The 26,699-nt window shown below is 45.3% G+C and carries 24 protein-coding genes, 5 tRNA genes and 1 pseudogene; 27 read left to right on the top strand and 3 right to left on the bottom strand.

The window, feature by feature from the left end:
- Positions 1 to 4: 4 nt before the first annotated feature.
- Together D2V93_RS00800 and D2V93_RS00805 are read right to left on the bottom strand one after the other, a co-directional pair.
- Positions 5 to 637, bottom strand: a complete 633-nt coding sequence (locus D2V93_RS00800) for an NAD(P)H-dependent oxidoreductase (protein ID WP_119617995.1) — start codon at positions 635 to 637, stop codon at positions 5 to 7.
- Between the two features lie 5 nt (positions 638 to 642).
- Entirely contained in the window at positions 643 to 1,089 is a 447-nt protein-coding gene (locus tag D2V93_RS00805) for a MarR family winged helix-turn-helix transcriptional regulator (protein WP_072879593.1), read from the bottom strand.
- 134 nt (positions 1,090 to 1,223) lie between these two features.
- Here D2V93_RS00805 and D2V93_RS00810 point away from each other — a divergent pair, with 134 nt between their 5' ends.
- The 26 genes from D2V93_RS00810 (at position 1,224) to D2V93_RS00940 (ending at position 23,896) form a co-directional block, all read left to right on the top strand.
- Positions 1,224 to 1,766 carry a TlpA disulfide reductase family protein gene (locus D2V93_RS00810; RefSeq protein WP_119617996.1) on the top strand — a complete coding sequence of 181 codons (543 nt, stop codon included), beginning with the start codon at positions 1,224 to 1,226 and terminating at the stop codon, positions 1,764 to 1,766.
- 5 nt (positions 1,767 to 1,771) lie between these two features.
- Entirely contained in the window at positions 1,772 to 2,395 is a 624-nt protein-coding gene (locus D2V93_RS00815; RefSeq protein ID WP_119617997.1) for a thioredoxin family protein, read from the top strand.
- An 84-nt stretch (positions 2,396 to 2,479) separates the two neighbouring features.
- Positions 2,480 to 2,791: a rhodanese-like domain-containing protein gene (locus tag D2V93_RS00820; protein WP_119617998.1), complete on the top strand. Its 312-nt coding sequence runs from the start codon at positions 2,480 to 2,482 to the stop codon at positions 2,789 to 2,791.
- A gap of 21 nt (positions 2,792 to 2,812) precedes the next feature.
- Positions 2,813 to 4,093 (top strand): DUF2851 family protein, encoded by a 1,281-nt coding sequence (locus D2V93_RS00825; RefSeq protein ID WP_119617999.1) that lies wholly within the window; start codon positions 2,813 to 2,815, stop codon positions 4,091 to 4,093.
- 8 nt (positions 4,094 to 4,101) lie between these two features.
- Positions 4,102 to 4,329 carry a PspC domain-containing protein gene (locus D2V93_RS00830; RefSeq protein ID WP_014033469.1) on the top strand — a complete coding sequence of 76 codons (228 nt, stop codon included), beginning with the start codon at positions 4,102 to 4,104 and terminating at the stop codon, positions 4,327 to 4,329.
- 206 nt (positions 4,330 to 4,535) lie between these two features.
- Entirely contained in the window at positions 4,536 to 6,599 is a 2,064-nt protein-coding gene (locus tag D2V93_RS00840) for an amino acid carrier protein (protein WP_072879604.1), read from the top strand.
- 16 nt (positions 6,600 to 6,615) lie between these two features.
- The gene (locus D2V93_RS00845; protein WP_119618001.1) at positions 6,616 to 7,473 is read left to right on the top strand and encodes a ComEA family DNA-binding protein; all 858 of its coding nucleotides are present in this window, start codon (positions 6,616 to 6,618) and stop codon (positions 7,471 to 7,473) included.
- Between the two features lie 34 nt (positions 7,474 to 7,507).
- Positions 7,508 to 8,647: an acyl-CoA dehydrogenase family protein gene (locus D2V93_RS00850; RefSeq protein ID WP_119618013.1), complete on the top strand. Its 1,140-nt coding sequence runs from the start codon at positions 7,508 to 7,510 to the stop codon at positions 8,645 to 8,647.
- A 71-nt stretch (positions 8,648 to 8,718) separates the two neighbouring features.
- Complete coding sequence (gene rpsU, locus D2V93_RS00855) at positions 8,719 to 8,913, top strand: 30S ribosomal protein S21 (protein ID WP_072879609.1); 195 nt, start codon at positions 8,719 to 8,721, stop codon at positions 8,911 to 8,913.
- A gap of 97 nt (positions 8,914 to 9,010) precedes the next feature.
- Positions 9,011 to 9,901 carry a tyrosine-type recombinase/integrase gene (locus D2V93_RS00860; protein ID WP_072879611.1) on the top strand — a complete coding sequence of 297 codons (891 nt, stop codon included), beginning with the start codon at positions 9,011 to 9,013 and terminating at the stop codon, positions 9,899 to 9,901.
- 57 nt (positions 9,902 to 9,958) lie between these two features.
- On the top strand, positions 9,959 to 10,261 hold the full coding sequence (gene hpf, locus D2V93_RS00865; RefSeq protein ID WP_072879613.1) for a ribosome hibernation-promoting factor, HPF/YfiA family: 303 nt from the start codon (positions 9,959 to 9,961) through the stop codon (positions 10,259 to 10,261).
- A 102-nt stretch (positions 10,262 to 10,363) separates the two neighbouring features.
- A tRNA-Thr gene (locus tag D2V93_RS00870) sits at positions 10,364 to 10,437 on the top strand.
- A gap of 22 nt (positions 10,438 to 10,459) precedes the next feature.
- A tRNA-Tyr gene (locus D2V93_RS00875) sits at positions 10,460 to 10,542 on the top strand.
- Positions 10,543 to 10,623: 81 nt separating this feature from the next.
- Positions 10,624 to 10,696 (top strand) — tRNA-Gly (locus D2V93_RS00880).
- Between the two features lie 89 nt (positions 10,697 to 10,785).
- Positions 10,786 to 10,857: transfer RNA gene (locus D2V93_RS00885), tRNA-Thr, on the top strand.
- Positions 10,858 to 10,905: 48 nt separating this feature from the next.
- Positions 10,906 to 12,093, top strand: coding sequence for an elongation factor Tu (tuf, locus tag D2V93_RS00890; RefSeq protein WP_072879615.1), 1,188 nt, complete (start codon positions 10,906 to 10,908; stop codon positions 12,091 to 12,093).
- A gap of 67 nt (positions 12,094 to 12,160) precedes the next feature.
- A tRNA-Trp gene (locus D2V93_RS00895) sits at positions 12,161 to 12,233 on the top strand.
- A gap of 88 nt (positions 12,234 to 12,321) precedes the next feature.
- On the top strand, positions 12,322 to 12,510 hold the full coding sequence (gene secE / locus D2V93_RS00900; protein WP_151891081.1) for a preprotein translocase subunit SecE: 189 nt from the start codon (positions 12,322 to 12,324) through the stop codon (positions 12,508 to 12,510).
- An 8-nt stretch (positions 12,511 to 12,518) separates the two neighbouring features.
- On the top strand, positions 12,519 to 13,070 hold the full coding sequence (gene nusG, locus D2V93_RS00905; RefSeq protein ID WP_072879619.1) for a transcription termination/antitermination protein NusG: 552 nt from the start codon (positions 12,519 to 12,521) through the stop codon (positions 13,068 to 13,070).
- Positions 13,071 to 13,138: 68 nt separating this feature from the next.
- The gene (rplK, locus tag D2V93_RS00910) at positions 13,139 to 13,576 is read left to right on the top strand and encodes a 50S ribosomal protein L11 (RefSeq protein WP_072879621.1); all 438 of its coding nucleotides are present in this window, start codon (positions 13,139 to 13,141) and stop codon (positions 13,574 to 13,576) included.
- A 20-nt stretch (positions 13,577 to 13,596) separates the two neighbouring features.
- Positions 13,597 to 14,286 (top strand): 50S ribosomal protein L1, encoded by a 690-nt coding sequence (gene rplA, locus D2V93_RS00915; protein WP_119618003.1) that lies wholly within the window; start codon positions 13,597 to 13,599, stop codon positions 14,284 to 14,286.
- A 27-nt stretch (positions 14,287 to 14,313) separates the two neighbouring features.
- Complete coding sequence (gene rplJ, locus D2V93_RS00920) at positions 14,314 to 14,829, top strand: 50S ribosomal protein L10 (RefSeq protein WP_119618004.1); 516 nt, start codon at positions 14,314 to 14,316, stop codon at positions 14,827 to 14,829.
- Positions 14,830 to 14,881: 52 nt separating this feature from the next.
- A complete protein-coding gene (gene rplL, locus D2V93_RS00925; protein ID WP_072879628.1) occupies positions 14,882 to 15,262 on the top strand; it encodes a 50S ribosomal protein L7/L12 in 381 nt (126 codons plus the stop codon).
- A 128-nt stretch (positions 15,263 to 15,390) separates the two neighbouring features.
- On the top strand, positions 15,391 to 19,200 hold the full coding sequence (gene rpoB / locus D2V93_RS00930) for a DNA-directed RNA polymerase subunit beta (RefSeq protein WP_072879630.1): 3,810 nt from the start codon (positions 15,391 to 15,393) through the stop codon (positions 19,198 to 19,200).
- 36 nt (positions 19,201 to 19,236) lie between these two features.
- Positions 19,237 to 23,535: a DNA-directed RNA polymerase subunit beta' gene (rpoC, locus tag D2V93_RS00935; protein WP_072879632.1), complete on the top strand. Its 4,299-nt coding sequence runs from the start codon at positions 19,237 to 19,239 to the stop codon at positions 23,533 to 23,535.
- A 55-nt stretch (positions 23,536 to 23,590) separates the two neighbouring features.
- Positions 23,591 to 23,896 (top strand): DUF3467 domain-containing protein, encoded by a 306-nt coding sequence (locus D2V93_RS00940; protein WP_072879634.1) that lies wholly within the window; start codon positions 23,591 to 23,593, stop codon positions 23,894 to 23,896.
- Between the two features lie 79 nt (positions 23,897 to 23,975).
- Here D2V93_RS00940 and D2V93_RS00945 read toward each other — a convergent pair whose 3' ends face one another.
- Positions 23,976 to 25,565: a peptide chain release factor 3 gene (locus D2V93_RS00945; protein ID WP_119618005.1), complete on the bottom strand. Its 1,590-nt coding sequence runs from the start codon at positions 25,563 to 25,565 to the stop codon at positions 23,976 to 23,978.
- Positions 25,566 to 26,181: 616 nt separating this feature from the next.
- Between D2V93_RS00945 and D2V93_RS00950 the strand changes: the two are divergent.
- Positions 26,182 to 26,699 (top strand): annotated as a pseudogene (locus D2V93_RS00950) (hypothetical protein); the annotation flags it as partial.

The following is a 26,699-nucleotide window of genomic DNA, read 5'->3' on the forward strand; positions in this document are numbered from 1 at the left end:
TGATTTATATAAGGGTAAATAATTCTTCTGTCGATTTTCTCACTTTGGGTAGATGTTGGGTGGCATCTTCCTCTGAACGGTAGCCAATAGTAAGCACCACGGTAGCATTCAAGTTCTTCTCGGTGAGGCCTAAAATTTCGTTGTACTTATCCGCTTCAAAACCTTCCATGGGGCATGTGTCAATTTTTAATTCTGCGGCCGCCTGCATCAAATTGCCAAAGGCAAGATAGGCCTGCTTGGCAGTCCAATTGCTTTTGGTCTCGCTGGGGAGCGACACCAATTTGGATTTCATGAAATCGGAGTATCCCTTAAGGTTTTCAGAGGGAATACTTCTGGTGGTGCTGGTGTTTTCGATAAAATCATCCACCAATTCCTCGCCAAAATCTGATGCATTGGCAAAAACAATCAGGTGAGATGCATCAGTGATCTGGGATTGGTTCCAAGAAACAGGTTTCAATTTTTCCTTGGTCTCCTGATCGGAGATCACAAAAATGTGATAGGGTTGCAATCCGTAGGAAGAAGCGCTCAATCGAGTGGCTTCCAACAGGGTTTCCAAGTCTTGGTCCGATACTTTTTTAGACGGATCGAATTGTTTGGTGGCATAGCGCCAGGTTCTATGTTCAATTACGCTGTTCATTATATTTAAAATTTATCCAATAGGTGATTTAATTGTTCCAATTCCTCTTTGCTGAAATTTTTTACAACATTCTTTTCGGCTTCAGCAACAGCCTTGTCCATTTTTGAAAGTGACTCCAGACCGGATTGCGTGATGATGATTTCCACCTTTCGCCGGTTCGATGGGCAAACCGACCGGTCCACATATCCTTTGGCCAAAAGTTTGTCCACCAAACGTGTCGTATTGCTCATTTTGGTCACCATACGTTCGTTAAGGGTGCTCAAGTTGGCAGGTTTCCCCTGTTGTCCTCTTAGGATTCGGAGCACATTGAACTGTTGCATTGAAATCCCATAAGGCTTCAAGGCATTGGCAAAGGCTTCGTTGTTTTTGTTTTGGACCAAGGTCATATGAATTAGGGTCCGGCTTTCCAAAGGCAACTTTTGACTCGTCTTAATAATTTCCTCCACTTTCATGTACAAACAATATTTGTATATACAAATGTATGTCGATCTTTTGATTTCAACCTAGCTTTTAACAGATAAAATTTTGTTAAAAGGAATCAAAGGGATAGTCCATTGGTTAACTTTATGGGTGTAAATCGCAGTAAATGAATAGGTTATTGATTTTGTTTTTGATGGCTTCCTTGGCATTGGGTTGTGGTGATGGTAAAAAGCCAAAAGATATGGCTGACAACCAAGAAGTTGCCGTGGAATCCCAAAATGAAGAAAAAGTCGCTTTTCCCATCTATGATTTTGAGGGCCTGGAACCGCTCCTCCACAAAGAAGATGACCAGACCTACATCATCAATTTTTGGGCGACATGGTGTAAGCCTTGCTTGGAGGAACTTCCCCATTTTGAGCGCATCAGGGAGGAGCAAAAGGAAAATAAGGTCAAAGTGATACTCGTAAGCCTTGATATGCCGCATATGTGGAAATCCCGATTGGAACCTTATGTAAAGAATAAAAAGATACAATCGGAAGTGGTGATCTTGGACAATCCCAAACAAAATGAATGGATCCCCAAAGTGGACAAAGAGTGGGGAGGGGGTATTCCCGCTACCTTAATATATAATAAGGATAAGCGGCAGTTTTTTGAAAAGGGCTTTACGTATGAGGAACTGAACGAAGCGTTGAACAAATTCACAAAATAAAGACTATGAAAACAAAACGAATACTAGGTTTTTTGGTATTACTGCTCATTTTTGGAGCATCTTTTGCCATGGGAATCAGTGTCGCAAAAGAAGATCTTGTGGGTGATGGGTATGAAATCGGAGATGTTGCTTCCGATTTTTCGCTTAAAAATGTGGATGGCAAAATGGTGTCTTTGTCCGACTATGCCAATGCCAAGGGATTTTTGGTCATTTTCACTTGCAATACCTGCCCATATGCGAAGGCCTATGAAGATCGTATCATAGCATTGGACCGCAAATACAAGTCCCGAGGTGTTCCGGTCATTGCCATTAACCCAAATAGTAAATCAGGAGATGGATTTGCGGAAATGAAGGAAAGGGCCAAGGAAAAGGGATTTACTTACCCCTACCTTTATGATGAAGGACAAAAAGTATATCCGCAATACGGGGCCACCAGGACCCCTCACGTATTCTTGCTGGAAAAAACCGCAAAAGGAAATGTGGTGCGTTACATCGGGGCCATTGATGACAATTACCAAGATGCATCGCAGGTCAAGGACAAGTTTGTGGAAAACGCGGTGGATGCCATGTTGGCGGGAAAAGAAATAGATCCAAGTACCACGAAGGCCATCGGATGTGGAATCAAGTAAGGAGACTGTGCTAAAATAAAACACATGGAAATCCGGAGTAACGCTCCGGATTTTTATTTTTGCAGGAGATAAAAACAGAATACTATGTCAGATCTATCACAAGAAGAATGGGCGGAGCAGCTCGAAAATGATGATAACGCCTTCATATTGGATGTGCGTACCCCAGAGGAAGTGGAAGAAGGGTATATCCCCGGAGCTACCAATATAGATATCTATTTGGGGCAGGAGTTTCTGGACGAACTGGAAAAACTGGACAAGACCAAGAACTATTATGTGTATTGCAGATCGGGTAACCGAAGTGGGCAGGCCTGTGCCATCATGAACAGTATAGGAATAGAAAATGCATATAACCTGGAAGGCGGCTTTATGAACTGGGAAGGCGAAGTGGCAGAGTAGACCTCCATTCATCCCAAATCGATGCGAGAAGACCTACTACATTTTATTTGGAGGCACAACAAGCTTCCAAAGAATGGGCTATGCGCTGGGAGCAATGGGAATGTGGTGATAAAGGCCGCAGGAACCCAAAATCCCTACGCAGGCCCCGACTTTTTCAATGCCCAAGTGGAGATCAATGGCCAACTCTGGGCAGGCAATGTGGAAATGCACATCAAATCATCCGATTGGTATGCGCACCACCATGAGACGGATGAAAATTATGACAGCGTCATCCTCCATGTAGTTTGGGAAGATGACGTTGCTATTTTTAGGAAGGACGGTTCCCAGATTCCAGCCTTGGAGGTGAAGCAATATGTGCCGGAGCAACTTTTGGTGGCTTACAAGGGCCTTTTGGAAAACTCCAAACCCAGCTTCATCAATTGTGAAAAGGACTTTGGGGCAATCGACCCTTTTTTGGTCGAGAGTTGGTTTCACCGATTGTACATCGAACGGTTGGAGCACAAATCAGGTCTCATACTCGACCTGTTGAAAAGGTCGAACAATGACTGGGAAGCGGTCCTTTTTGTATTGTTGGCCAAGAATTTTGGATCCAAGGTGAACGGATCCTACTTTTTGGAACGGGCACAGCAATTGGATTTTTCCATTGTAAGGAAGACCAGCAACGAACCTTTTCAGTTGGAAAGCTTGTTGTTCGGGCATTTTGGGCTTCTGGATGAAAAGGATTGTACGGATGTATATTACCTGCAGCTCAAAAAGGAATACGATTATCTCTCCAGAAAGTACGATCTGCCCATACGTACTGGGAAACCCGAGTTTTTTGGTCTCCGGCCGCACAATTTTCCGACCCTTAGAATTTCACAATTGACCAATCTGTACCATGGCAGGCAGGGCCTATTCTCGGAGTTGATGGCCAATCGCTCCCTAAAGGATATCTACCATATTTTTGATGTGGGGGCCAGTCCCTATTGGCATGACCACTTTACCTTTGGCAAGACCTCGCGGAAAAGCGCAAAGAAGCTTTCGAAAAAGTTCATCGACCTTTTGGTCATCAATACCCTTGTGCCGCTCAAGTTCTGCTATGGCAAACAATTGGGTAAAGACTGGAACGAAGAGTTGCTCTCCTTGGTATCGGAAGTGGAAAAAGAGAGCAATTCCATCATTGCAAATTTTGAGCGATTGGGGACAAAAGCCAAAAATGCTCTGGAAAGCCAGGCCCAATTGGAACTATACACGAACTATTGTGCAAAGAATAAATGCCTGCAGTGCAGTTTGGGCACCCAATTATTGAACAGAAATGTCTAATTTTGAGTATGTCTTTGTTCTATAACACCCTCTATTATTTCCAGAAAAGGGGCTTCGAGGTCTGCAGGCGCATAGCCGAGCGATTGGGAATCCGCGCCAGGGTAGTGCGTACCAGTTTCATCTATCTGACCTTTGTGACCCTGGGCTTTGGTTTTGCACTCTATCTTTTCATCGCCTTTTGGCTCCGCATCAAGGATTTGATCTATACAAAGCGCACTTCTGTTTTTGATCTGTAACGCTATTGAAAACCAATGTAACTTCTTGAATGAATCAAGGTGATTGCATCATATGTGGCTATGTTGAATGGAAATGACATCTCATTTTTGGTGCCAATACAAAATTTTCCACATAGCGTAGTTAAAAAAACATAAAATTTGATAGCGTTGATTTTTTTTTGGATATTGCTGCCTTTACCATACCAAAAACTAACTAATACCAACATATGAAGTATTTTCTTACTCTAATGTCATTTTTTGCCCTATCCATGGGCTTTTCACAGGAGTTGACCGTTGATGGCAAAACCTACAACGTATCCCCGAACATTAATGATGGGGCCATTGAACTTGAAGTGAGCGGAGGGGTTGAGCCCTACACCTATAAATGGAGCAACCAAAGTACACCGCTGACCTCAAAAAGGGCGCAGGGCCTTGTGGAAGGAATACCATATAGTGTTGTGGTGACCGATGCGGCCGGAAATTCCGTGACAAAGGAATTTGAGATCAAGACAGAGTCAATCACAGAAATTTTTAATGGAACCATGACCCCGGCAGTAAGCGCTTTGGGGTCTGTTCTTTTTTGGGACCCTTTTGCGGCCATCGGAGTCTATGATCCCGTGGCTTATGCAGATGTCAAGTTGATCGGGGTCCCCGATTGGAGCAATGAGACCCAGGACAAGTTTGTGATGAAGCAATGGCTGAAGACCGATGGGCAAAATGTTGCGGTCGGGGACGATATTGCCATCATCACCAGTGACAAGAACGGCGATATTACCATCAAGGCAACAGCGAAAGGAAAACTCCGTCACAAAGTGAAGGAGGGAAAAGTGATATACAATTCCGAGAACCAAGAGCATGTCATCGAGCAAGGCGCGCACTACTTTGCGGAAGTGGAGTATGATGAGCCTATCGCCATGGTTCATCCCAATGGAGATCCTATTATAAAAGGTATCCCATTTATTGTGATCTGGTTGGTGTTGGGAGCTTTGTTCTTCACCATTCGTATGGGCTTTATCAACATTCGTGGGTTTAGGCACTCCATTGATTTGGCCAAAGGAAAATATGATGACCCGGATGCACCTGGGCAAGTGACCCACTTCCAAGCTTTGGCCACTGCCGTTTCTGGCACCGTGGGTCTTGGAAACATCGCAGGGGTTGCCGTTGCAGTCTCACTAGGGGGTGCAGGGGCCACTTTTTGGATGATCGTTTGTGGATTGCTGGGTATGTCCTCCAAGTTTGTGGAGTGTACGCTTGGGGTCAAGTACCGTGACATATTGCCCGATGGTCGTGTGTTCGGTGGCCCGATGAACTATTTGCGTTACGGTCTCGAAAAAAGAAACATGAAAGGCTTTGGAAAGGTGTTGGCAGGTGTTTTTGCCGTGCTGGCCATCGGTGCCTCCTTTGGGGGAGGGAACATGTTCCAGGCCAACCAATCCTTTGAGCAATTGGCAGGACAGTTCCCCATGTTGGCGGGCAACGGATTCTGGTTTGGGGTGGTCACCGCAATTTTGGTCGGAGTGGTCATCATCGGTGGGATCAGCAGCATTGCCAAGGTAACGGGCAAGATAGTGCCTATCATGGCATCGATATACATTGTGGCGGCCCTTGCCGTTATCATCATGAACATACAGAACATTGGCCCGGCCTTTTCCGCCATTTTTGATGGGGCGTTCAGTCCTTCTGCGCTAAAAGGTGGTATTTTGGGGGTATTGGTCATCGGTTTCCAAAGGGCGGCCTTTTCCAATGAGGCAGGGGTCGGTTCCGCTGCCATCGCCCACAGTACGGCCAAGACCAACAACCCGCCTTCAGAAGGTTTTGTGGCCTTGTTGGAGCCTTTTATAGATACTGTTGTCGTGTGTACGCTAACGGCATTGGTATTGATCTTTACCGGTATGCATGAAGTTGAGGGAATGGCAGGGGCCCAGTTGACATCCGATGCCTTTGGAAGCCAGATTTCTTGGTTCCCATATATATTGGCCTTGGCAGTTTTCCTTTTTGCCTTCTCTACCATGATTTCCTGGTCCTACTACGGAATGAGGGCATGGACCTATCTTTTTGGGAAGAGCAAGCGCTCTGAAATGCTATACAAAATGCTGTTCTTGGTATTTGTGGTCGTGGGAGCTTCTGTAAGTTTGGGGGCCGTATTGGATTTTTCCGATATGATGATCTTGGCCATGTCCTTTCCGAATATCATAGGATTGTACATCATGTCCGGTGAGGTGAGAAAAGATCTCGACGGTTATTTGCAAAAATTGAAATCCAACCAGCTTTTCAAAAAAGCGAAGAGCTAAGCATTGGTTTAGAATAATGATAAGACCATCCCACTTCAGGTTCAACAAACAGGAACGGAGTGGGATTTTCTTTTTGTTGCTCCTTGTCGTGCTACTGCAGGGAGTTTATTATGTTGTACAGGCAAAACCTTTTGGAGGCAGGCCAAAATTTACCGAGGATACCGTGGCCTTGGCCAAATTGGACAGTTTGAAAAAAGTCACTTCAGGTGACACTTTGAAACTGGCCCAGTTCAATCCTAACTACATTACGGATTATAGAGGGTATGTGCTTGGACTCTCCACAGACGAACTGGACAGATTGGTCGCTTTCCGGAAACAGGGAAAGTATGTGAATTCCGTATCGGACTTTCAGGAAGTGACCCAGATCTCCGATTCCCTTTTGGAAACCATCTCCCCATATTTTAAATTTCCGGTATGGCGACAAAAGGAAGCTGTAAAGCCATCAGGGCCATTTGTGCAAACTAAGGAGGGCGTTGTTCCGAAAGACCTGAACCTCGCCACCAAGGAAGAATTGATGCGGGTGAACGGCATCGGGGAAAAACTATCGGACAGGATCATCAATTTTAGGGACAAGCTTGGGGGGGTTTTGGTGAACGAACAACTCTACGATGTGTATGGGCTGGATTCGGAAGTCGTAAAAAGAGCATTGGTCAGCTTTCGGGTGCTCCATCCACCAAATATTGCAAAAATCAATATCAATACAGCATCAGCACAGCAACTTTCAACTTTGCTGTACATCAATCGAGACCTGGCAAGGGAAATTGTATCGCATAGGGAGGCCAATGGAGCCTTTTCAACATTGAACGAATTAGCGAACGTTAAGACGTTTCCAAAGGAAAGGATTGATAGAATTAAGCTATATTTGACCCTATAAAATTGCACGAATGGTTACGGAAACTATATCCATGATGAACTTTGATTATTCAGAGACCCAAAAAATGGTAGCTGAATCTGCACGGGATTTTGCCCAACAATACATTCTTCCCCATGTGATGGAGTGGGACGAGGCACAGACCTTTCCTGTTGAAGTTTTCAAAAAGGCCGGGGAGTTTGGTTTTATGGGTGTCCTGGTCCCTGAAGAACTGGGAGGTTCTGGACTGGGCTACCATGAATATATTGCCATTTTGGAGGAAATCTCAAAAGTGGACCCCTCCATTGGGCTTTCCGTGGCGGCGCACAATTCGCTTTGCACCAACCATATCCTATCGTTTGGCAATGAGGAGCAAAAGCATCGTTGGATCCCTAAATTGGCCACTGCCGAATGGATCGGTGCCTGGGGGCTTACCGAACACAATACGGGATCGGATGCAGGAGGGATGAACACCACCGCGGTGAAGGATGGGGATGATTGGGTGCTGAACGGTGCCAAAAACTTCATTACCCATGGCAAGAGCGGGGATATCGCCGTGGTGATTGCCAGAACAGGGGAGAAGGGGGACAGTCATGGAATGACTGCCTTTGCCGTGGAAAAAGGTACGCCGGGCTTTACGAGCGGAAAAAAAGAAAACAAACTGGGCATGAGGGCCAGTGAAACAGCAGAACTCATCTTTTCCGATTGTAGGATTCCCGATGCCAACCGTTTGGGCGAAGTGGGCGATGGCTTTGTACAGTCCATGAAAGTGTTGGACGGCGGCCGGATTTCGATAGGGGCCCTTTCGCTGGGTATTGCCAAAGGGGCATACGAAGCCGCCTTGAAATATTCCAAGGAACGGGTGCAGTTTGGAAAGCCGATATGTGAGTTCCAAGGTATTTCCTTCAAATTGGCGGATATGGCCACAGAAATAGAGGCATCGGAGCTACTGTTGCACAAGGCCGCTTTCCTTAAGAACGAGGGAAGGCCCATGACCAAATTGAGCGCCATGTCCAAAATGTATGCTTCGGAAGTTTGTGTGAAAGTGGCCAATGAGGCTGTTCAGATCCATGGGGGATACGGATACACCAAAGACTTTCCCGTTGAAAAGTTTTACCGCGATTCAAAACTCTGTACCATAGGGGAAGGGACCACCGAGATCCAAAAACTGGTGATTTCAAGAAATATTCTCAAGTAATTTTTGCACGGGAAAAATTAATAAATGTATATTTGCACTCCAAAATTCTAAAAGAAAGGAGGTTGTAGCCCATGTTGATAATACCAGTTAAAGAAGGAGAAAACATCGATAGAGCCCTGAAGCGTTTCAAGCGAAAGTTTGACAAGACAGGAACCATGCGCCAGTTGCGAAGCAGGCAGCAGTTCACCAAGCCTTCTGTAGAGCGTAGAGCTCAAATTCAGAAAGCGCAGTATATTCAAGGTCTAAGGGACCAAGAAGAAGTATAGGGTTCAGCTGAACAATATATACGATCCCGTTCCATAATTGGAACGGGATTTTTTTGTTTTATATCCCAGGCCTGCCGGATTTCGCTATTTTTGGGATATGTCCGTACCTGCTTTCATATCGTATCTCAAACTGGAGAAGAACTACTCGCCCCATACCATAAAGGCCTATGAGCGTGATATCGGGGAATTTTCCACTTTTTGTGAGGAACACCACGACATATCTTCCATAACCAATGTGGGATACCCGCTGGTCCGAAACTGGATCGTTTCCCTGTCCAATGGTGGAATGTCCAATAGGAGCATCAACAGAAAAATATCTTCCCTGCAAGCCTACTACAAATTTTTGATGAAGGTAGGGCAGATTACCGTTTCACCTTTGGCGAAGCACAGGGCGCTCAAGACCGAGAAGAAGGTGGAGGTGCCGTTCTCCGAGCGCGAAATGGACACTATTCTTTCCGAAATACCCTTTCCGGATGACTTTGAGGGGACACGGGACAAACTCATCATAGAACTACTGTACACCTCTGGAATGCGAAGGGCGGAAATGGTGAATCTTAAGGTGGGCGATGTGGACCTGAACAGGGGTACCCTAAAAGTTTTGGGCAAAAGGAACAAGGAGCGTATCCTTCCGCTTTTGCCTTCTTCTGTAGAGCTCATCAAAGGCTATTTGGAGCGACGTTCCGAGGTGGAAAACGGGGCTGGGGCACTTTATCTTTTTTTAACAGAAAACGGTCTTAAAATTTATGAAACACTTGTTTATCGCATTATAAATAAGTATTTTAGTTTAGTGTCCCCCAAGGTAAAAAAGAGCCCGCACATACTGCGGCATACCTTTGCAACACACTTGCTCAACAGGGGGGCTGATTTGAATTCGGTCAAGGAATTATTGGGCCATTCAAGTTTGGCATCCACTCAGGTGTACACACACAATAGCATTGCCGAACTTAAGAAAGTTCATCAAAAGGCCCATCCCAGAAACAAGAAATAGATTTTTCTTGTATTTGTTTAACACCGCTGCTACTTGCAGCACTAAAAACTAAGTCCTATGAAGGTAAATGCACAATCGGTAAATTTTGTAGCTGATGGTAAGCTCATCGACTTTATCCAAAAAAGAATGGATAAGATGGAATTGTTCTATGACAGGGTCATTGATTCGGATGTTTTCTTAAAAGTGGACAACACCAGTACGAAAGAGAATAAGATAGTGGAAATCATGGTTTCCGTGCCCAGGGATAAATTTATGGTGAAAAAACAGTGCAAGACCTTTGAAGAAGCGGTGGATTCGGCCTGCAGTTCATTGGAAAGACAATTGGTGAAACGAAAGGAGAAATTAAGGGCGAAGGCTTGATCAAAATTTTTAAAATTTTATTTTGATTAAAAAAAAATATCTCTACATTTGCAGTCCGTTAGAAATAGCGGACTTTTTTTGTGACCGAAAGAGGTACAAAATGCCGATATAGCTCAGTTGGCTAGAGCACGTGATTTGTAATCTCGGGGTCGTGGGTTCGAATCCCTCTATCGGCTCGTAAGTTACTGAAAATAAGGCGGGGAGATACTCAAGCGGCCAACGAGGACAGACTGTAAATCTGTTGGTTTTCACCTTCGCAGGTTCGAATCCTGCTCTCCCCACAGAAATTGTTCCCGGAACAATTGGTGAAAGGGACGCTTTTTTGAAATATTGAAAATTTTGGGGAAGGCCCCAAAAAAAATGCGGGAGTAGCTCAGTTGGTAGAGCGTCAGCCTTCCAAGCTGAATGTCGCCGGTTCGAACCCGGTCTCCCGCTCTAGATTTGAAACTTTGGTTTCAAGAAGAAGGTTGAAGTTTTTGCGAGCTTGCTTGTGACTTTAAACTCTAAACCTGATTAACCCATAGGCCGGTGTAGCTCAGGGGTAGAGCGTTTCCTTGGTAAGGAAGAGGTCAGGGGTTCAAATCCCCTCATTGGCTCAAAACGATTTGTACACTAATATAAACTAAGAATTAAATTATTTTAAAATGGCAAAGGAAACTTTCGATCGTTCCAAACCCCACTTAAATATTGGTACCATTGGACACGTGGATCACGGTAAAACTACATTGACTGCCGCTATTACAACCGTATTGGCGAACGCAGGTCTTTCTGAGATGAGAAGCTTTGACTCCATCGACAATGCGCCAGAGGAGAAAGAAAGAGGTATTACTATCAATACTTCACATGTTGAGTATCAAACTGCTAACCGTCACTACGCCCACGTTGACTGTCCTGGTCACGCGGATTACGTAAAGAACATGGTTACCGGTGCTGCTCAGATGGACGGTGCCATCTTGGTTGTTGCTGCAACCGATGGTCCTATGCCACAAACCCGTGAGCACATCCTTTTGGGTCGTCAGGTAGGTATTCCACGTATCGTTGTTTTCTTGAACAAAGTTGACATGGTGGACGATGAGGAGCTTTTGGAGCTTGTTGAGATGGAAGTAAGGGAATTGCTTTCTTTCTACGAGTACGATGGTGACAACGGTCCCGTTATCGCTGGTTCTGCACTTGGTGCCTTGAACGGTGAGCAAAAATGGGTGGATACTGTAATGCAGTTGATGGATGCTGTTGACAGCTGGATTGAACTTCCTGAAAGGGATGTTGATAAGCCTTTCTTGATGCCTATCGAAGACGTGTTCACTATCACAGGTCGTGGTACTGTTGCAACAGGTCGTATCGAAACAGGTGTTGCCAACACAGGTGACCCAGTAGAGATCATTGGTATGGGAGCTGAGAAATTGACTTCCACTATCACTGGTGTTGAGATGTTCCGTAAGATTTTGGACAGAGGTGAAGCTGGTGACAACGTTGGTCTTCTTTTGAGAGGTATCGAAAAATCCGATATCAAAAGAGGTATGGTAATCTGTAAGCCAGGTTCCGTTAAGCCACACGCCAAATTCAAAGCTGAGGTCTATATCCTTAAGAAAGAAGAAGGTGGTCGCCACACTCCATTCCATAACAACTACCGTCCTCAGTTCTACGTTCGTACAACTGACGTAACAGGAAACATCAACCTTCCTGATGGAGTTGAAATGGTTATGCCAGGTGACAACTTGACAATCACTGTTGATTTGATCCAGCCAATCGCGTTGAACGTAGGTCTACGTTTCGCTATCCGTGAGGGTGGTAGAACAGTAGGAGCTGGTCAGGTTACCGAGATTCTAGATTAATCATATATAAAAATATTGCACTAAAGGGTGTCCTGAGCCATCGGGATACCTTTCAGTGTAAATATAAACGGGTGTAGCTCAGTTGGTAGAGCACTGGTCTCCAAAACCAGGTGTCGGGAGTTCGAGTCTCTCCTCCCGTGCAAAGAAAAAAGCATGATGAGGATTGAAAGTCTCTCTCTGGTCTGTGCTGAGCAAGGCCAAAACATGCAAGATAATTCAAAGAAGATTATGATCACTTACATAAAAGAATCTTTCGAGGAGCTAAAGAACAACGTTACTTGGTTGGAAAAAGGCAAAGCCTCCAACCTAATGGTCATCGTGGCAGTTTTTTCAATTTTGTTCGCATTGGCAACGTGGGGAGTGGATTCCCTGTTCAGTAAGTTGATCAGATTGTATTTTGAAAAATTAATAGGATAACGATCGGTATGTCTGAGGTTCTGGAGAAAAAATGGTATGTGGTAAGAGCGGTCAGTGGTCAGGAAAACAAGATCAAGGGCTATATTGAAACAGAGGTAGAGCGTAATGGTTTTGGCGATTACCTTGATGAAGTTCTTGTGCCTACCGAAAAAGTCGTACAGATCAGAAACGGAAAGAAGATCAACAAGGAGAGGGTTTACTTTCCGGGCTATATCATGATCAAGGCCAATTTGGGTGGTGAAATGGTGCACATTATCCGTTCCATTACCAATGTGATCGGCTTTTTGGGAGAAACCAAAGGAGGTGATCCCGTGCCTTTGAGAAAATCAGAGGTGAACCGTATGCTAGGAAAAGTGGATGAACTGGCCGTAAACACGGACAATGTATCCATTCCATTTGTGTTGGGTGAAACGGTCAAGGTTATTGATGGACCTTTCAATGGATTCAATGGAACCGTTGAAAAAATCAATGAAGAAAAGCGTAAGCTGGAAGTGATGGTGAAGATTTTCGGAAGAAAGACACCATTGGAGCTCAGCTATATGCAAGTAGAAAAAGTATAACAAGAGCTGTTACATAGATAAAGCTGTGTTGCTTCCAATTGACACAACTTTAAATTTAATTAGAAACAATGGCAAAAGAAGTAAGTAAGGTAGTTAAATTACAAGTTAGGGGAGGTGCTGCGAACCCATCGCCACCGGTTGGACCCGCCTTAGGTGCTGCTGGTGTTAACATTATGGAGTTCTGCAAGCAGTTCAATGCTCGTACGCAGGACAAACAGGGCAAGGTATTGCCTGTTGTTATCACCGTCTACATGGACAAATCTTTCGAGTTTGTCGTAAAAACACCACCTGCGGCAGTTCAATTGATGGAAGCAGCTAAGATTAAAAAAGGATCGGGCGAACCTAACAGGGTCAAGAACGGTACCGTATCATGGGACCAAGTGAAGACCATTGCAGAGGACAAAATGGTGGATTTGAACGCATTCACCATCGAATCTGCAATGAGCATGGTAGCAGGTACTGCCAGATCAATGGGCCTAAAAGTATCGGGCACCAAACCTTTTTAAAATCTCAAAGCAATTTATAAATGGCAAGATTGACGAAAAAGCAAAAAGAAGCCCATGCCAAGATAGAGAAGAACAAACTCTATTCATTGCAAGAGGCATCAGCTTTGGTAAAAGAAATAACCAATGTAAAATTTGACGCTTCCATTGATATTGCAGTTCGTTTGGGTGTAGATCCACGAAAAGCAAACCAAATGGTGCGTGGCGTGGTTACCCTTCCCCATGGAACTGGTAAGGACGTAAAAGTTTTGGCATTGGTGACCCCGGACAAAGAGGCAGAAGCTAAAGAAGCTGGAGCCGACTTTGTGGGGTTGGACGATTATTTGGATAAGATCAAAGGCGGTTGGACAGATGTGGATGTGATCATCACCATGCCAAGCGTTATGGGCAAATTGGGTCCATTGGGTCGCGTATTGGGACCTAGGGGATTGATGCCCAATCCAAAGACCGGAACCGTGACCATGGAGGTCGGTAAAGCCGTATCCGATGTGAAGGCCGGTAAAATTGACTTTAAAGTGGACAAAACTGGAATTGTGCATGCCGCTATCGGTAAAGCTTCGTTCTCTGCGGACAAGATTGCAGGAAACGCCAAGGAATTGATAGATACTTTGGTGAAACTGAAGCCTTCCGCAGCAAAAGGAGTGTACATGAAGAGCATCTACTTGTCCAGCACCATGAGTCCCAGTGTTCAATTGGATCCCAAAGCAGTTTAATTTAACTGGTAGTTCAATATTTTAACTATGACAAGAGAAGAAAAAGCAATCGTAATAGAAGATTTGACTGCACAGTTGGCCGAGGCCGCTAATATTTATTTGGCGGATATCTCCGGATTGGACGCTGTTGCCACTTCCAACCTAAGAAGGGCATGTTTCAAGGCGAACATTAAACTCGCGGTGGTCAAGAACACCTTGCTTGCAAAAGCAATGGAAGCCTCCGATAAGGAATTTGGTGAACTTCCCACCGTGTTGAAAGGCAATACATCTTTGATGTTGTCCGAAACAGGGAACGCACCTGCGAAACTTATCAAGGACTTTAGAAAAAAATCAGATAAACCTTTGTTGAAAGGAGCTTTTATAGCTGAAGCGATCTACGTTGGTGACGAGAACCTCGAGGCACTTGTGAACATCAAGTCCAAAGAAGAGGTCATCGGGGATATCATCGGATTGTTGCAGTCTCCTGCCAAGAACGTTATCTCTGGACTTAAGTCCGGTGGTGGCAAACTGGCTGGAATCCTCAAGACATTATCTGAGAAATAATTCGCGCACAATAAACTAAGTATATTTTAAAATTTTATTAAACGATAGAAAAATGGCAGATTTAAAAGATTTTGCAGAACAGTTGGTAAACCTTACAGTAAAAGAGGTAAATGAATTGGCCGACATCCTTAAGAACGAATACGGTATCGAGCCTGCTGCTGCTGCAGTAGCTGTTGCTGCTGGCGGTGCCGCTGGTGGTGATGCTGAGGCCGCTGAGGAAAAAACCGAATTCGACGTGATCCTTAAGGCAGCCGGTGCCTCTAAATTGGCAGTGGTTAAATTGGTCAAAGAATTGACTGGTCTTGGATTGAAAGAAGCTAAGGACATCGTTGACAGCGCACCAAAAGCTGTTAAGGAAGGTATTTCTAAAGACGAAGCCGAAGGCATCAAAAAATCATTGGAAGAAGCAGGAGCAGAAGTTGAGCTTAAATAATAGCTTTTCCCATATAAGTTTGGTTAAGGTCTTTCCATTTTTTGGTTAGACCTTAGCCTATTTTAATAAGGAGTGTATAAAGCCGTACACCGACCCAGATAGTATTCACGTTCAAAATTTGTCCATAGATGTTCACAAACACTATTGAAAGAGTTAATTTCGCATCCGCTAAGAACATACCGGAATACCCGGATTTCTTGGACATTCAGATCAAATCATTTCAAGACTTTTTCCAACTTGAAACCAAATCTGACGAAAGAGGGAACGAAGGTCTCTACAACACCTTCATGGAGAATTTTCCAATCACCGATACCAGAAACCAGTTCGTGCTGGAATTTTTGGATTACTTTATAGATCCACCCAGATATTCCATCCAAGAATGCATCGAGCGTGGACTCACCTATAGCGTTCCCCTGAAGGCACGCCTTAAACTGTACTGTACCGATCCCGAGCACGAGGACTTCGAGACCATAGTTCAGGATGTGTACTTGGGCACCATCCCATACATGACTCCCAGCGGAACGTTTGTGATCAACGGGGCAGAACGTGTGGTGGTTTCCCAGTTGCACCGATCCCCAGGGGTCTTCTTTGGACAGTCGTTCCACGCGAACGGCACAAAACTATATTCGGCCAGGGTAATCCCTTTCAAAGGATCTTGGATCGAATTTGCTACGGACATCAATGGTGTAATGTACGCCTATATTGACCGTAAGAAAAAATTACCGGTGACCACCCTTTTCCGCGCCATTGGCTTTGAAAGGGACAAGGACATCCTTGAAATCTTCGACCTTTCAGAGGAAGTAAAAGTTTCCAAAGCAGGATTGAAGAAGGTATTGGGCCGTAAATTGGCCGCTAGGGTGCTGAACACATGGCATGAGGATTTCGTGGACGAAGATACAGGAGAGGTAGTGTCCATCGAGCGTAACGAGATCATCCTAGATCGTGATACCATTTTGGAAAAAGAGCATATCGATGAAATCATTGACGCCGATGTGAAGACCATTCTGCTTCACAAGGAGAATAATGCACAGTCGGATTATGCCATCATCCACAACACATTGCAAAAAGACCCTACCAACTCTGAAAAAGAAGCGGTAGAGCACATCTATAGACAATTGCGTAATGCCGAGCCGCCCGATGAGGAGACCGCTCGTGGTATTATCGAGAAATTGTTCTTCTCCGACCAGCGTTACTCCTTGGGAGAAGTAGGGCGTTACAGAATGAACAAGAAATTGGGCTTGGACATCGGTATGGACAAAGAAGTCCTTACCAAAGAAGATATCATCACGATCATCAAGTATTTGATCGAGTTGATCAACTCCAAGGCAGAGATCGATGATATCGACCACTTGTCCAACCGTCGTGTACGTACCGTTGGAGAGCAATTGTCCCAACAGTTTGGTGTAGGTTTGGCCCGTATGGCCCGTACCATCCGCGAGCGTATGAACGTCCGTGACAACGAAGTGTTCACCCCGATCGATTTGATCAACGCGAAGACCCTGTCATCCGTGATCAACTCTTTCTTCGGTACCAACCAGTTGTCCCAGTTCATGGACCAGACCAACCCGTTGGCAGAGATTACGCACAAGAGAAGATTGTCCGCATTGGGACCAGGTGGTCTTTCCCGTGAAAGAGCAGGATTCGAGGTGCGTGACGTTCACTATACCCACTACGGAAGATTGTGTCCGATCGAGACACCTGAAGGACCGAACATTGGTTTGATCTCCTCACTTTCCGTATTTGCCAAGGTGAACAGCATGGGCTTCTTGGAAACCCCATACCGTAAAGTTGTTGATGGCAAGGTCGATGTGAAAGAACACATCTACCTGAGTGCAGAGGAAGAAGAAGGTATGAAGATCGCCCAGGCCAATATTCCATTGAAAGACGATGGGACCATTGACAGGGAGAAGGTCATCGCCCGTGATGAAGGGGATTTCCCAGTGGTAGATCCAGTGGAGATCAACTACACCGACGTTGCCCCGAACCAGATTGCATCCATTTCCGCTTCCTTGATCCCATTCTTGGAGCATGATGATGCAAACCGTGCCTTGATGGGGTCCAACATGATGCGCCAGGCCGTACCATTGTTGCGTCCAGAATCCCCAATCGTGGGTACCGGTTTGGAAAGACAAGTGGCTACCGATTCCAGGGTATTGATCAATGCAGAGGGAGATGGTGTTGTGGAATATGTGGATGCACAGAAGATCACCATCAAATATGACAGAACCGAGGAAGAGCGCTTGGTAAGCTTCGAAGAAGATTCCAAGACCTACGAATTGGTGAAATTCAGAAAAACCAACCAAGGTACCAGCATCAACTTGAAACCCATCGTAAGAAAAGGAGACAAGGTGAAAAAAGGCCAGGTACTTTGTGAAGGATATGCCACCGAAAAAGGGGAATTGGCCTTGGGTAGGAACATGAAGGTAGCCTTCATGCCATGGAAAGGATACAACTTCGAGGATGCGATCGTGATCTCTGAAAAAGTGGTTCGCGAGGATATCTTTACTTCGGTGCACATCGATGAGTATGCGTTGGAAGTAAGGGATACCAAATTGGGAGCGGAGGAATTGACCAATGATATCCCCAACGTATCCGAAGAGGCCACTAGGGATTTGGACGAATATGGTATGATCCGTATCGGTGCCGAAGTGAAGCCTGGTGATATCTTGATCGGTAAAATCACTCCAAAAGGAGAATCCGACCCAACCCCTGAAGAAAAGCTCTTGCGTGCCATATTTGGTGACAAGGCAGGTGATGTTAAGGATGCTTCCTTGAAGGCATCGCCATCTTTGAGAGGTGTGGTCATCGACAAGAAATTGTTCTCACGTTCCATCAAGGACAAGAGAAAACGTTCCGAGGATAAAGAAGCGATCTCAAGGTTGGAGATGGACTACGAAGTGAAGTTCCAACAACTAAAAGATGTGCTGATCGAGAAATTGTTCGGTCTGGTCAATGGAAAGACATCGCAAGGTGTCATCAACGATTTGGGTGAAGAAGTACTTCCAAAAGGAAAGAAATACACCATCAAGATGTTGAACGCCGTTGACGATTTCGCCCACTTGGTAGGAGGTAGCTGGACAACCGATGAGGATACCAATGCTTTGGTGGCCGATCTGTTGCACAACTACAAGATCAAATTGAACGATATCCAAGGAAACCTGAGAAGGGATAAGTTTACCATCTCCGTAGGGGATGAGCTTCCTGCAGGTATCATGAAGTTGGCCAAAGTCTATATCGCCAAGAAACGTAAGTTGAAAGTAGGTGATAAAATGGCAGGACGTCACGGTAACAAAGGTATCGTTGCCCGTATCGTTCGTCAAGAGGACATGCCTTTCTTGGAAGACGGAACCCCTGTGGACATCGTATTGAACCCACTGGGTGTACCTTCAAGGATGAACATTGGTCAGATCTATGAGACCGTTTTGGGTTGGGCAGGTTTGAAATTGGGCCAGAAATATGGTACCCCAATTTTTGACGGAGCTACCTTGGACGATATCAACGAACTTACCGATAAAGCTGGTGTTCCAAGATTTGGACATACCTACCTATATGATGGTGGAACCGGTCAACGCTTTGACCAAGCGGCCACGGTTGGTGTGATCTACATGCTGAAATTGGGCCACATGGTGGACGATAAGATGCACGCACGTTCCATCGGACCATACTCATTGATCACACAACAACCATTGGGTGGTAAGGCCCAATTCGGTGGTCAGCGTTTTGGAGAGATGGAGGTATGGGCATTGGAAGCCTATGGAGCTTCGGCTACCCTTAGGGAAATCCTGACCGTGAAGTCGGATGACGTTATCGGTAGGGCCAAGACCTATGAATCCATCGTAAAAGGTGAGACTATGCCAGAACCCGGTTTACCGGAATCTTTCAACGTATTGATGCACGAACTCAAAGGTTTGGGCTTGGATATCAGATTGGAAGAATAGAACACTATACATTAATTATATCATCACCATATTGTTATGGCTAGAATAAAAGACAATAACGCACCAAAAAGGTTTAACAAGATCTCCATCGGATTGGCCTCACCAGAGTCCATTTTGGCCGAGTCCCGTGGCGAAGTGTTGAAGCCTGAAACCATTAACTATAGAACGCACAAGCCCGAGCGTGATGGATTGTTCTGCGAGCGTATTTTCGGTCCCGTAAAGGACTACGAATGTGCCTGCGGAAAGTATAAGCGTATCCGTTACCGTGGAATCGTTTGTGATCGTTGTGGTGTAGAGGTAACAGAAAAGAAAGTACGTAGAGATCGTGTGGGTCACATCAATCTTGTTGTACCCGTAGCGCACATCTGGTACTTCCGTTCATTGCCGAACAAGATAGGATACCTTTTGGGACTACCTTCCAAAAAGTTGGACATGATCATCTACTACGAAAGGTATGTGGTCATCCAGCCCGGTATTGCCAAAGGTCCAGAAGGTGAGGAGATCCATAAATTGGATTTCTTGACCGAAGAGGAATATTTGAACATTCTGGAATCACTTCCATCTGAGAATCAGTACTTGGAAGAGAACGATCCCAACAAGTTCATCGCCAAAATGGGTGCCGAGTGTTTGATCGACCTATTGGCCCGAATCGATTTGGAACAACTGTCGTACGAACTTCGTCACAAGGCCAATACCGAGACCTCAAAGCAGCGTAAGACCGAGGCATTGAAGCGTCTTCAGGTAGTTGAGGCATTGCGTGAATCACAGGACAACCGTGAGAACAACCCAGAGTGGATGATCATGAAGGTGATTCCCGTGATCCCACCGGAATTACGTCCATTGGTGCCGTTGGATGGTGGTCGTTTTGCCACTTCCGATTTGAACGATTTGTACAGACGGGTGATCATCCGTAACAACCGTTTGAAGCGTTTGATGGAGATCAAGGCACCAGAGGTGATCTTGCGTAACGAAAAACGTATGCTTCAGGAAGCTGTGGATTCCCTTTTCGACAACACCAGAAAAGCATCTGCGGTAAAAACAGAATCGAACAGACCATTGAAATCCCTTTCGGATTCCTTGAAAGGTAAGCAAGGTCGTTTCCGTCAAAACCTTTTGGGTAAACGTGTGGATTACTCCGCTCGTTCCGTGATTGTCGTTGGACCGGAAATGAAATTGTACGAATGTGGTCTTCCAAAAGATATGGCGGCCGAACTTTACAAACCGTTCATCATCCGTAAGTTGATCGAAAGAGGTATTGTAAAGACCGTTAAATCTGCTAAAAAGATCATAGACAAGAAGGAGCCCGTGGTTTGGGATATTCTTGAAAACGTCCTAAAAGGACACCCTGTATTGTTGAACCGGGCCCCCACATTGCACCGATTGGGTATCCAAGCGTTCCAGCCTAAACTGATTGAAGGGAAGGCGATTCGTTTGCACCCATTGGCGTGTACCGCCTTCAACGCGGATTTTGATGGGGACCAGATGGCAGTTCACTTGCCATTGGGGCCAGAGGCCATTTTGGAAGCACAGCTATTGATGTTGGCTTCACAGAACATCCTTAACCCAGCGAACGGTTCTCCGATCACCGTACCTTCCCAGGACATGGTTTTGGGTCTGTATTATATGACCAAAGAGAAAAGATCCACTCCAGAAGAGCCCGTAATAGGGGAAGGACTTACCTTCTATTCTTCCGAAGAGGTCGAAATTGCCTTCAATGAAAGAAAAGTTGCCCTTAATGCCATCATCAAGGTAAGAACGAAGGATTTCAATGAAGCAGGAGAGTTGGTCAACAAGATCATTGAGACCACGGTGGGCCGTGTATTGTTCAACACTGTGGTGCCTGAACAAGCAGGATATATCAATACTGTTTTGAACAAGAAATCCCTACGGAACATTATCGGGGACATCCTTGCGGTGACCGATGTGCCTACCACAGCCGACTTCTTGGACAAGATCAAGACCATGGGATATGAGTTTGCCTTTAAAGGAGGTCTGTCCTTCAGTTTGGGGGATATCATCATTCCAAAGGAAAAGCACGAAATGATTGCCGAGGCCAACGAACAAGTGGATGGCATCATGATGAACTATAACATGGGTCTGATTACCTTCAATGAACGGTACAACCAGGTCATTGATGTTTGGACCTCTACCAACGCCATGTTGACCGAATTGGCCATGAAGCGTATCCGTGAGGACAAACAAGGATTCAACTCTGTATATATGATGTTGGATTCCGGGGCGAGGGGTTCCAAGGAACAGATTCGCCAGTTGACCGGTATGCGTGGTTTGATGGCCAAGCCTAAAAAATCGACAGCCGGAGGTGGCGAGATCATTGAAAACCCGATTCTCTCCAACTTTAAGGAAGGATTGTCCATCTTGGAATACTTTATCTCAACCCACGGTGCACGTAAAGGTCTTGCGGATACCGCTTTGAAAACTGCGGATGCCGGATATTTGACCAGACGTTTGGTGGATGTTTCCCAAGACGTGATCATCAATACCGAGGATTGTGGAACATTGAGGGGAATTGAGGTGGAAGCCTTGAAGAAGAACGAAGAAGTAGTGGAGACCCTTGGTGAGCGAATCTTGGGTAGGGTATCACTGCACGATGTATATAACCCACTGACCGAGGAGCTTATCCTTAAAGCAGGGCAGGAAATTTCCGAAGCCGATGTGAAGAAGGTCGAAGCTGCGCCTATTGAAAAGGTAGAAGTAAGATCACCATTGACCTGTGAGGCAGCCCAAGGAATCTGTGCAAAATGCTACGGAAGAAACTTGGCCACCAATAAAATGGTACAACGCGGTGAAGCCGTTGGTGTGGTTGCGGCCCAGTCCATTGGAGAACCTGGAACACAGTTGACATTGCGTACCTTCCACGTAGGGGGTATTGCAGGAAACATTTCCGAGGACAGCAAGCTGGAGGCCAAATTTGACGGTATTGCAGAGATTGAAGACCTAAGGGTCGTCGAGGGTGTGGACAATGGTGGAGGTAAGAGTGACATTGTAATCTCCAGAACATCAGAAATCAAGATTGTTGATGCAAAGACGGGTATTACATTGAGTACCAATAACATTCCTTATGGTTCCCAATTGTTCGTCAAGAACGGCGAGAAAATAACCAAAGGAACTGTTATCTGTCAATGGGATCCCTATAACGGTGTCATCGTGTCCGAATTCACAGGGCAGATCGCCTATGAGAATATCGAGCAAGGTATGACTTACCAAGTGGAAATCGATGAGCAGACCGGTTTCCAAGAAAAGGTGATTTCAGAATCCAGGAACAAGAGGTTGATCCCGACCCTATTGATCAAAGACGGTAAGGGAGAAACCATACGTTCATACAACTTGCCTGTTGGTTCCCACTTGATGGTGGACAACGGTGAGAAGATCAAAGAAGGTAAGATTTTGGTGAAAATCCCACGTAAATCTGCCAAGGCAGGAGATATCACCGGAGGTCTTCCAAGGGTGACCGAGCTTTTCGAGGCACGTAATCCATCCAACCCAGCAGTGGTAACGGAGATTGATGGTGTAGTGTCCTTCGGTAAGATCAAGCGTGGTAACCGTGAGATCATCATCGAGTCCAAGGCCGGAGAAGTGAAGAAATACTTGGTCAAACTTTCCAACCAGATCCTGGTTCAGGAAAACGACTACGTACGCGCTGGTATGGCACTGTCCGATGGGTCTATCACCCCAGAGGATATCTTGGCTATCAAAGGACCATCGGCAGTACAGCAATACTTGGTGAACGAGGTACAGGAAGTATATCGTTTGCAAGGTGTGAAGATCAATGACAAGCACTTCGAAGTTGTGGTACGTCAAATGATGCGCAAGGTCCAGATCCAAGATTCAGGGGACACCACTTTCTTGGAGAACCAATTGGTGCACAAGGATGACTTCATCAATGAGAACGATGAGATCTTTGGTAAGAAAGTTGTAGAAGATGCAGGCGATTCTGAAAGATTGAAGCCTGGTCAGATCGTAACGGCCCGTCAATTGAGGGATGAGAACTCGATCCTTAGGAGAGAGGACAAGACCTTGGTTACCGCAAGGGATGCTGTGGCAGCTACTGCCACTCCGATCCTGCAAGGTATCACAAGGGCATCGTTGCAGACCAAGTCGTTCATTTCTGCAGCATCGTTCCAGGAAACCACCAAAGTGTTGAACGAAGCCGCCGTAAACGGTAAAGTGGACACCTTGGAAGGATTGAAAGAGAATGTGATCGTTGGACATAAGATTCCTGCCGGTACCGGTATGAGGGATTACGATAGCATCATTGTTGGCTCGAAAGAGGAGTATGATGAGATCATGGCCCGAAAAGAGGAATTTAAGTTCTAAATAACAGAAACCCTGGCTTAATGGCCGGGGTTTTCTTTTTTATACAGTTATATCAATGGCAGAGGAAAAACAGAAACAGATCAATATTGAATTGGACGAAAAGACCGCCGAGGGAACCTATTCCAACTTGGCGATCATCAATCATTCCGTATCGGAGTTTGTGGTGGACTTTATCAGCATGATGCCTGGTGCGCCAAAGGCGAAGGTGAAGAGCCGAATCATCCTGACACCCCAGCACGCCAAGAAATTTTTGAAAGCGCTGAACGACAATGTAGCCCGGTTTGAAAAGACCCACGGACCCATCAAGGATTATGAGCAACCTGCTATTCCCTTGAACTTCGGACCTACGGGAGAAGCATAAAAAAGCCCCAAACAAAGTTTGGGGCTTTTTATTTGTATTTATGTCAACCAACCTTTTTGAATTCCTTTTGATTTCAGTTTTATTCGAACTCCGAAGTAAAATGGAGTTTTACCGATGGGTATTTTTGTTGGGTCATCTGTAGGGAAAAAGGTGAGTCTGCCAAAAAGACCAGTTGTCCACGTTTGTCCGTGGCCAAAAACTTCTGCTTCACTCGTTTGAACTCGGCAAACTCTTCATTGTTTTTATCAGTGGGTTCCACCCAGCACGCTTTGTGCACGGGGAAATTCTCATACGTGCACTTGGCCCCATATTCATGCTCCAAGCGGTATTGGATCACTTCATATTGCAAGGCCCCAACGGTACCTATTACTTTTCTTCCGTTCAATTCCAAGGTGAACAACTGTGCCACGCCCTCGTCCATCAGCTGGTCAATGCCCTTGTACAATTGCTTGGCCTTCATGGGATCGGCATTGTTGATGTACCTGAAATGTTCCGGGGAGAAACTAGGAATACCTTTGTAATGTAACTGTTCACCACTCGTCAACGTATCTCCGATCTTAAAGTTGCCCGTATCGTGCAACCCGACAATATCACCAGGATAGGAAATGTCCACAATTTCCTTTTTTTCGGCAAAAAAGGCATTGGGGCTGGAGAACTTCAATTTTTTGTCGTGCCGTACATGGAGGTAAGGAGTGTTCCGTTCAAAAGTACCGGAAACCACTTTGATAAAGGCAAGTCGGTCCCGATGCTTGGGATCCATATTGGCATGGATCTTAAACACAAAACCCGAAAACTCCTTTTCATTGGCTTTGACCAAACGCTCTTCCGCCATTTTTGCCCGAGGTGATGGGGCAATCTCCACAAAACAGTCCAATAGCTCCCGGACGCCAAAATTGTTCAGGGCCGAACCGAAAAAGACAGGTTGCTGTAGCCCTTTTAAATAGGTCTCGGTATCAAAGGGAGGGTACACGCCGTTGACCAATTCCAAATTGTCACGTAGGTTTTCTGCGGCCTTTGTGCCAATGATCTTTTCCAACTCAGGGCTGTCCAGATTATCGAAGGCGATGGTCTCTTCGATATTTTTTTTGCTGCTGCCGCTAAAAAGGTTGATGTTCTTCTCGTAGATGTTGTAGATTCCCTTGAAATCATATCCCATGCCGATGGGAAAACTCAGAGGAGTGACGGACAGCCCCAATTTTTGTTCCACCTCGTCCAAAAGGTCAAAGGCATCTTTTCCTTCCCGATCCAATTTGTTGATGAAGACAATCATGGGGATGTTGCGCATACGACATACCTCTACCAACTTCTCCGTTTGTTCCTCCACACCCTTCGCCACATCGATGACGACGATCACACTGTCCACAGCGGTCAGCGTCCTAAAGGTGTCCTCGGCAAAATCCTTGTGTCCGGGAGTGTCCAGAATGTTGATTTTCTTGTCCTTATAGATAAAGGCCAACACGGAAGTGGCCACGGAAATTCCCCTTTGGCGCTCTATTTCCATAAAGTCACTGGTGGCGGATTTCTTGATCTTGTTGCTTTTCACGGCACCGGCCTCTTGGATGGCCCCCCCGAACAAGAGCAGTTTTTCCGTAAGTGTCGTTTTTCCCGCATCAGGGTGGGAGATGATCCCAAATGTCCTTCGTCTATTTATTTCCCTTTCAAAATCCATCAACAAAAATTTCGGCAAAAATAGGGGAATTATATGTTTCAGCACTCATTTTGTAAGAGATATCCCATTGTTGATATCATTGGAAAAAAATGCGTGGACAAAGACCGGTTAGATCGAAAAGAAAAGTAATTTCAGCCTGTTTTTTAGCAGGCTCTCCTTTGGGTTTGTGTCGTACATTCTATTGACGAAAACAGCAATAGATCATAAATGGGTATCTAATAATGAGGAATGCGCCTTTTATCGAGAAAAATAGGAGGTGAGCCCCAAAAACTTTAATTATGTGACCATTTTGTATGGACATGTGTCGAAGGGACTAGAATACAAAAAATAAGAAAACCCCAATTTTCTTACGCATACGAGAACTACTACAGGCCATGGTGATTAGTTGACCAAAACTTAATCATTTATGGAGAACATTACTTTTGAGCGGGCACCACGTGGAGTAGTCCGTAGTATTTTATTCATAACCATTTGTTTGATTTTCGAATCAACTTCAGCGTATGGCAAAGCCTTAACACCAGTGGCAACTGACCATCATACAAGTGTTCTTAAAATCGCCCCTGTTTATTCTAACGGCGTAGATCAATCTAAAGCAGAATATAGCTTTTATGGTTTTTTGGAAATTTTTGATTATAGTCTCGTTAATATAACAAATTTTACAACGGATTGTGATGGAGACGGTGTTAGTTGTGATCAGGAAGCCAAGGACGGAACCGACCCCAACGATCCCTGTGATTTCATATTGGCACATCAGGATTGTGAACCTTCTGACAATTGGAAAAAGGATGACTGTGATGGTGATGGCGTGACCAATGGCAAGGAGAAAGAGGATGGTACAGATCCATTGGACCTTTGTGATTTTATATTGGCGCATCAAAATTGTTCCCTATCCGACAAATGGAAGAAAGAAGATTGTGACGGAGATGGTGTGACCAACGGTAAGGAGAAAGAGGATGGCACCGACCCGTTGGATCCCTGTGATTTTATATTGGCGCATCAAAACTGCTCCCCTTCCGATAAGTGGAAAAAAGAGGATTGTGATGGCGATGGCGTAAGCAATGGCCAAGAGAAGGAAGATGGAACCGACCCGTTGGATTCTTGTGATTTTGTGTTGGAGCATCAGGATTGTGAACC

Source organism: Flagellimonas taeanensis, assembly GCF_003584105.1.
Classification (GTDB): domain Bacteria; phylum Bacteroidota; class Bacteroidia; order Flavobacteriales; family Flavobacteriaceae; genus Flagellimonas; species Flagellimonas taeanensis.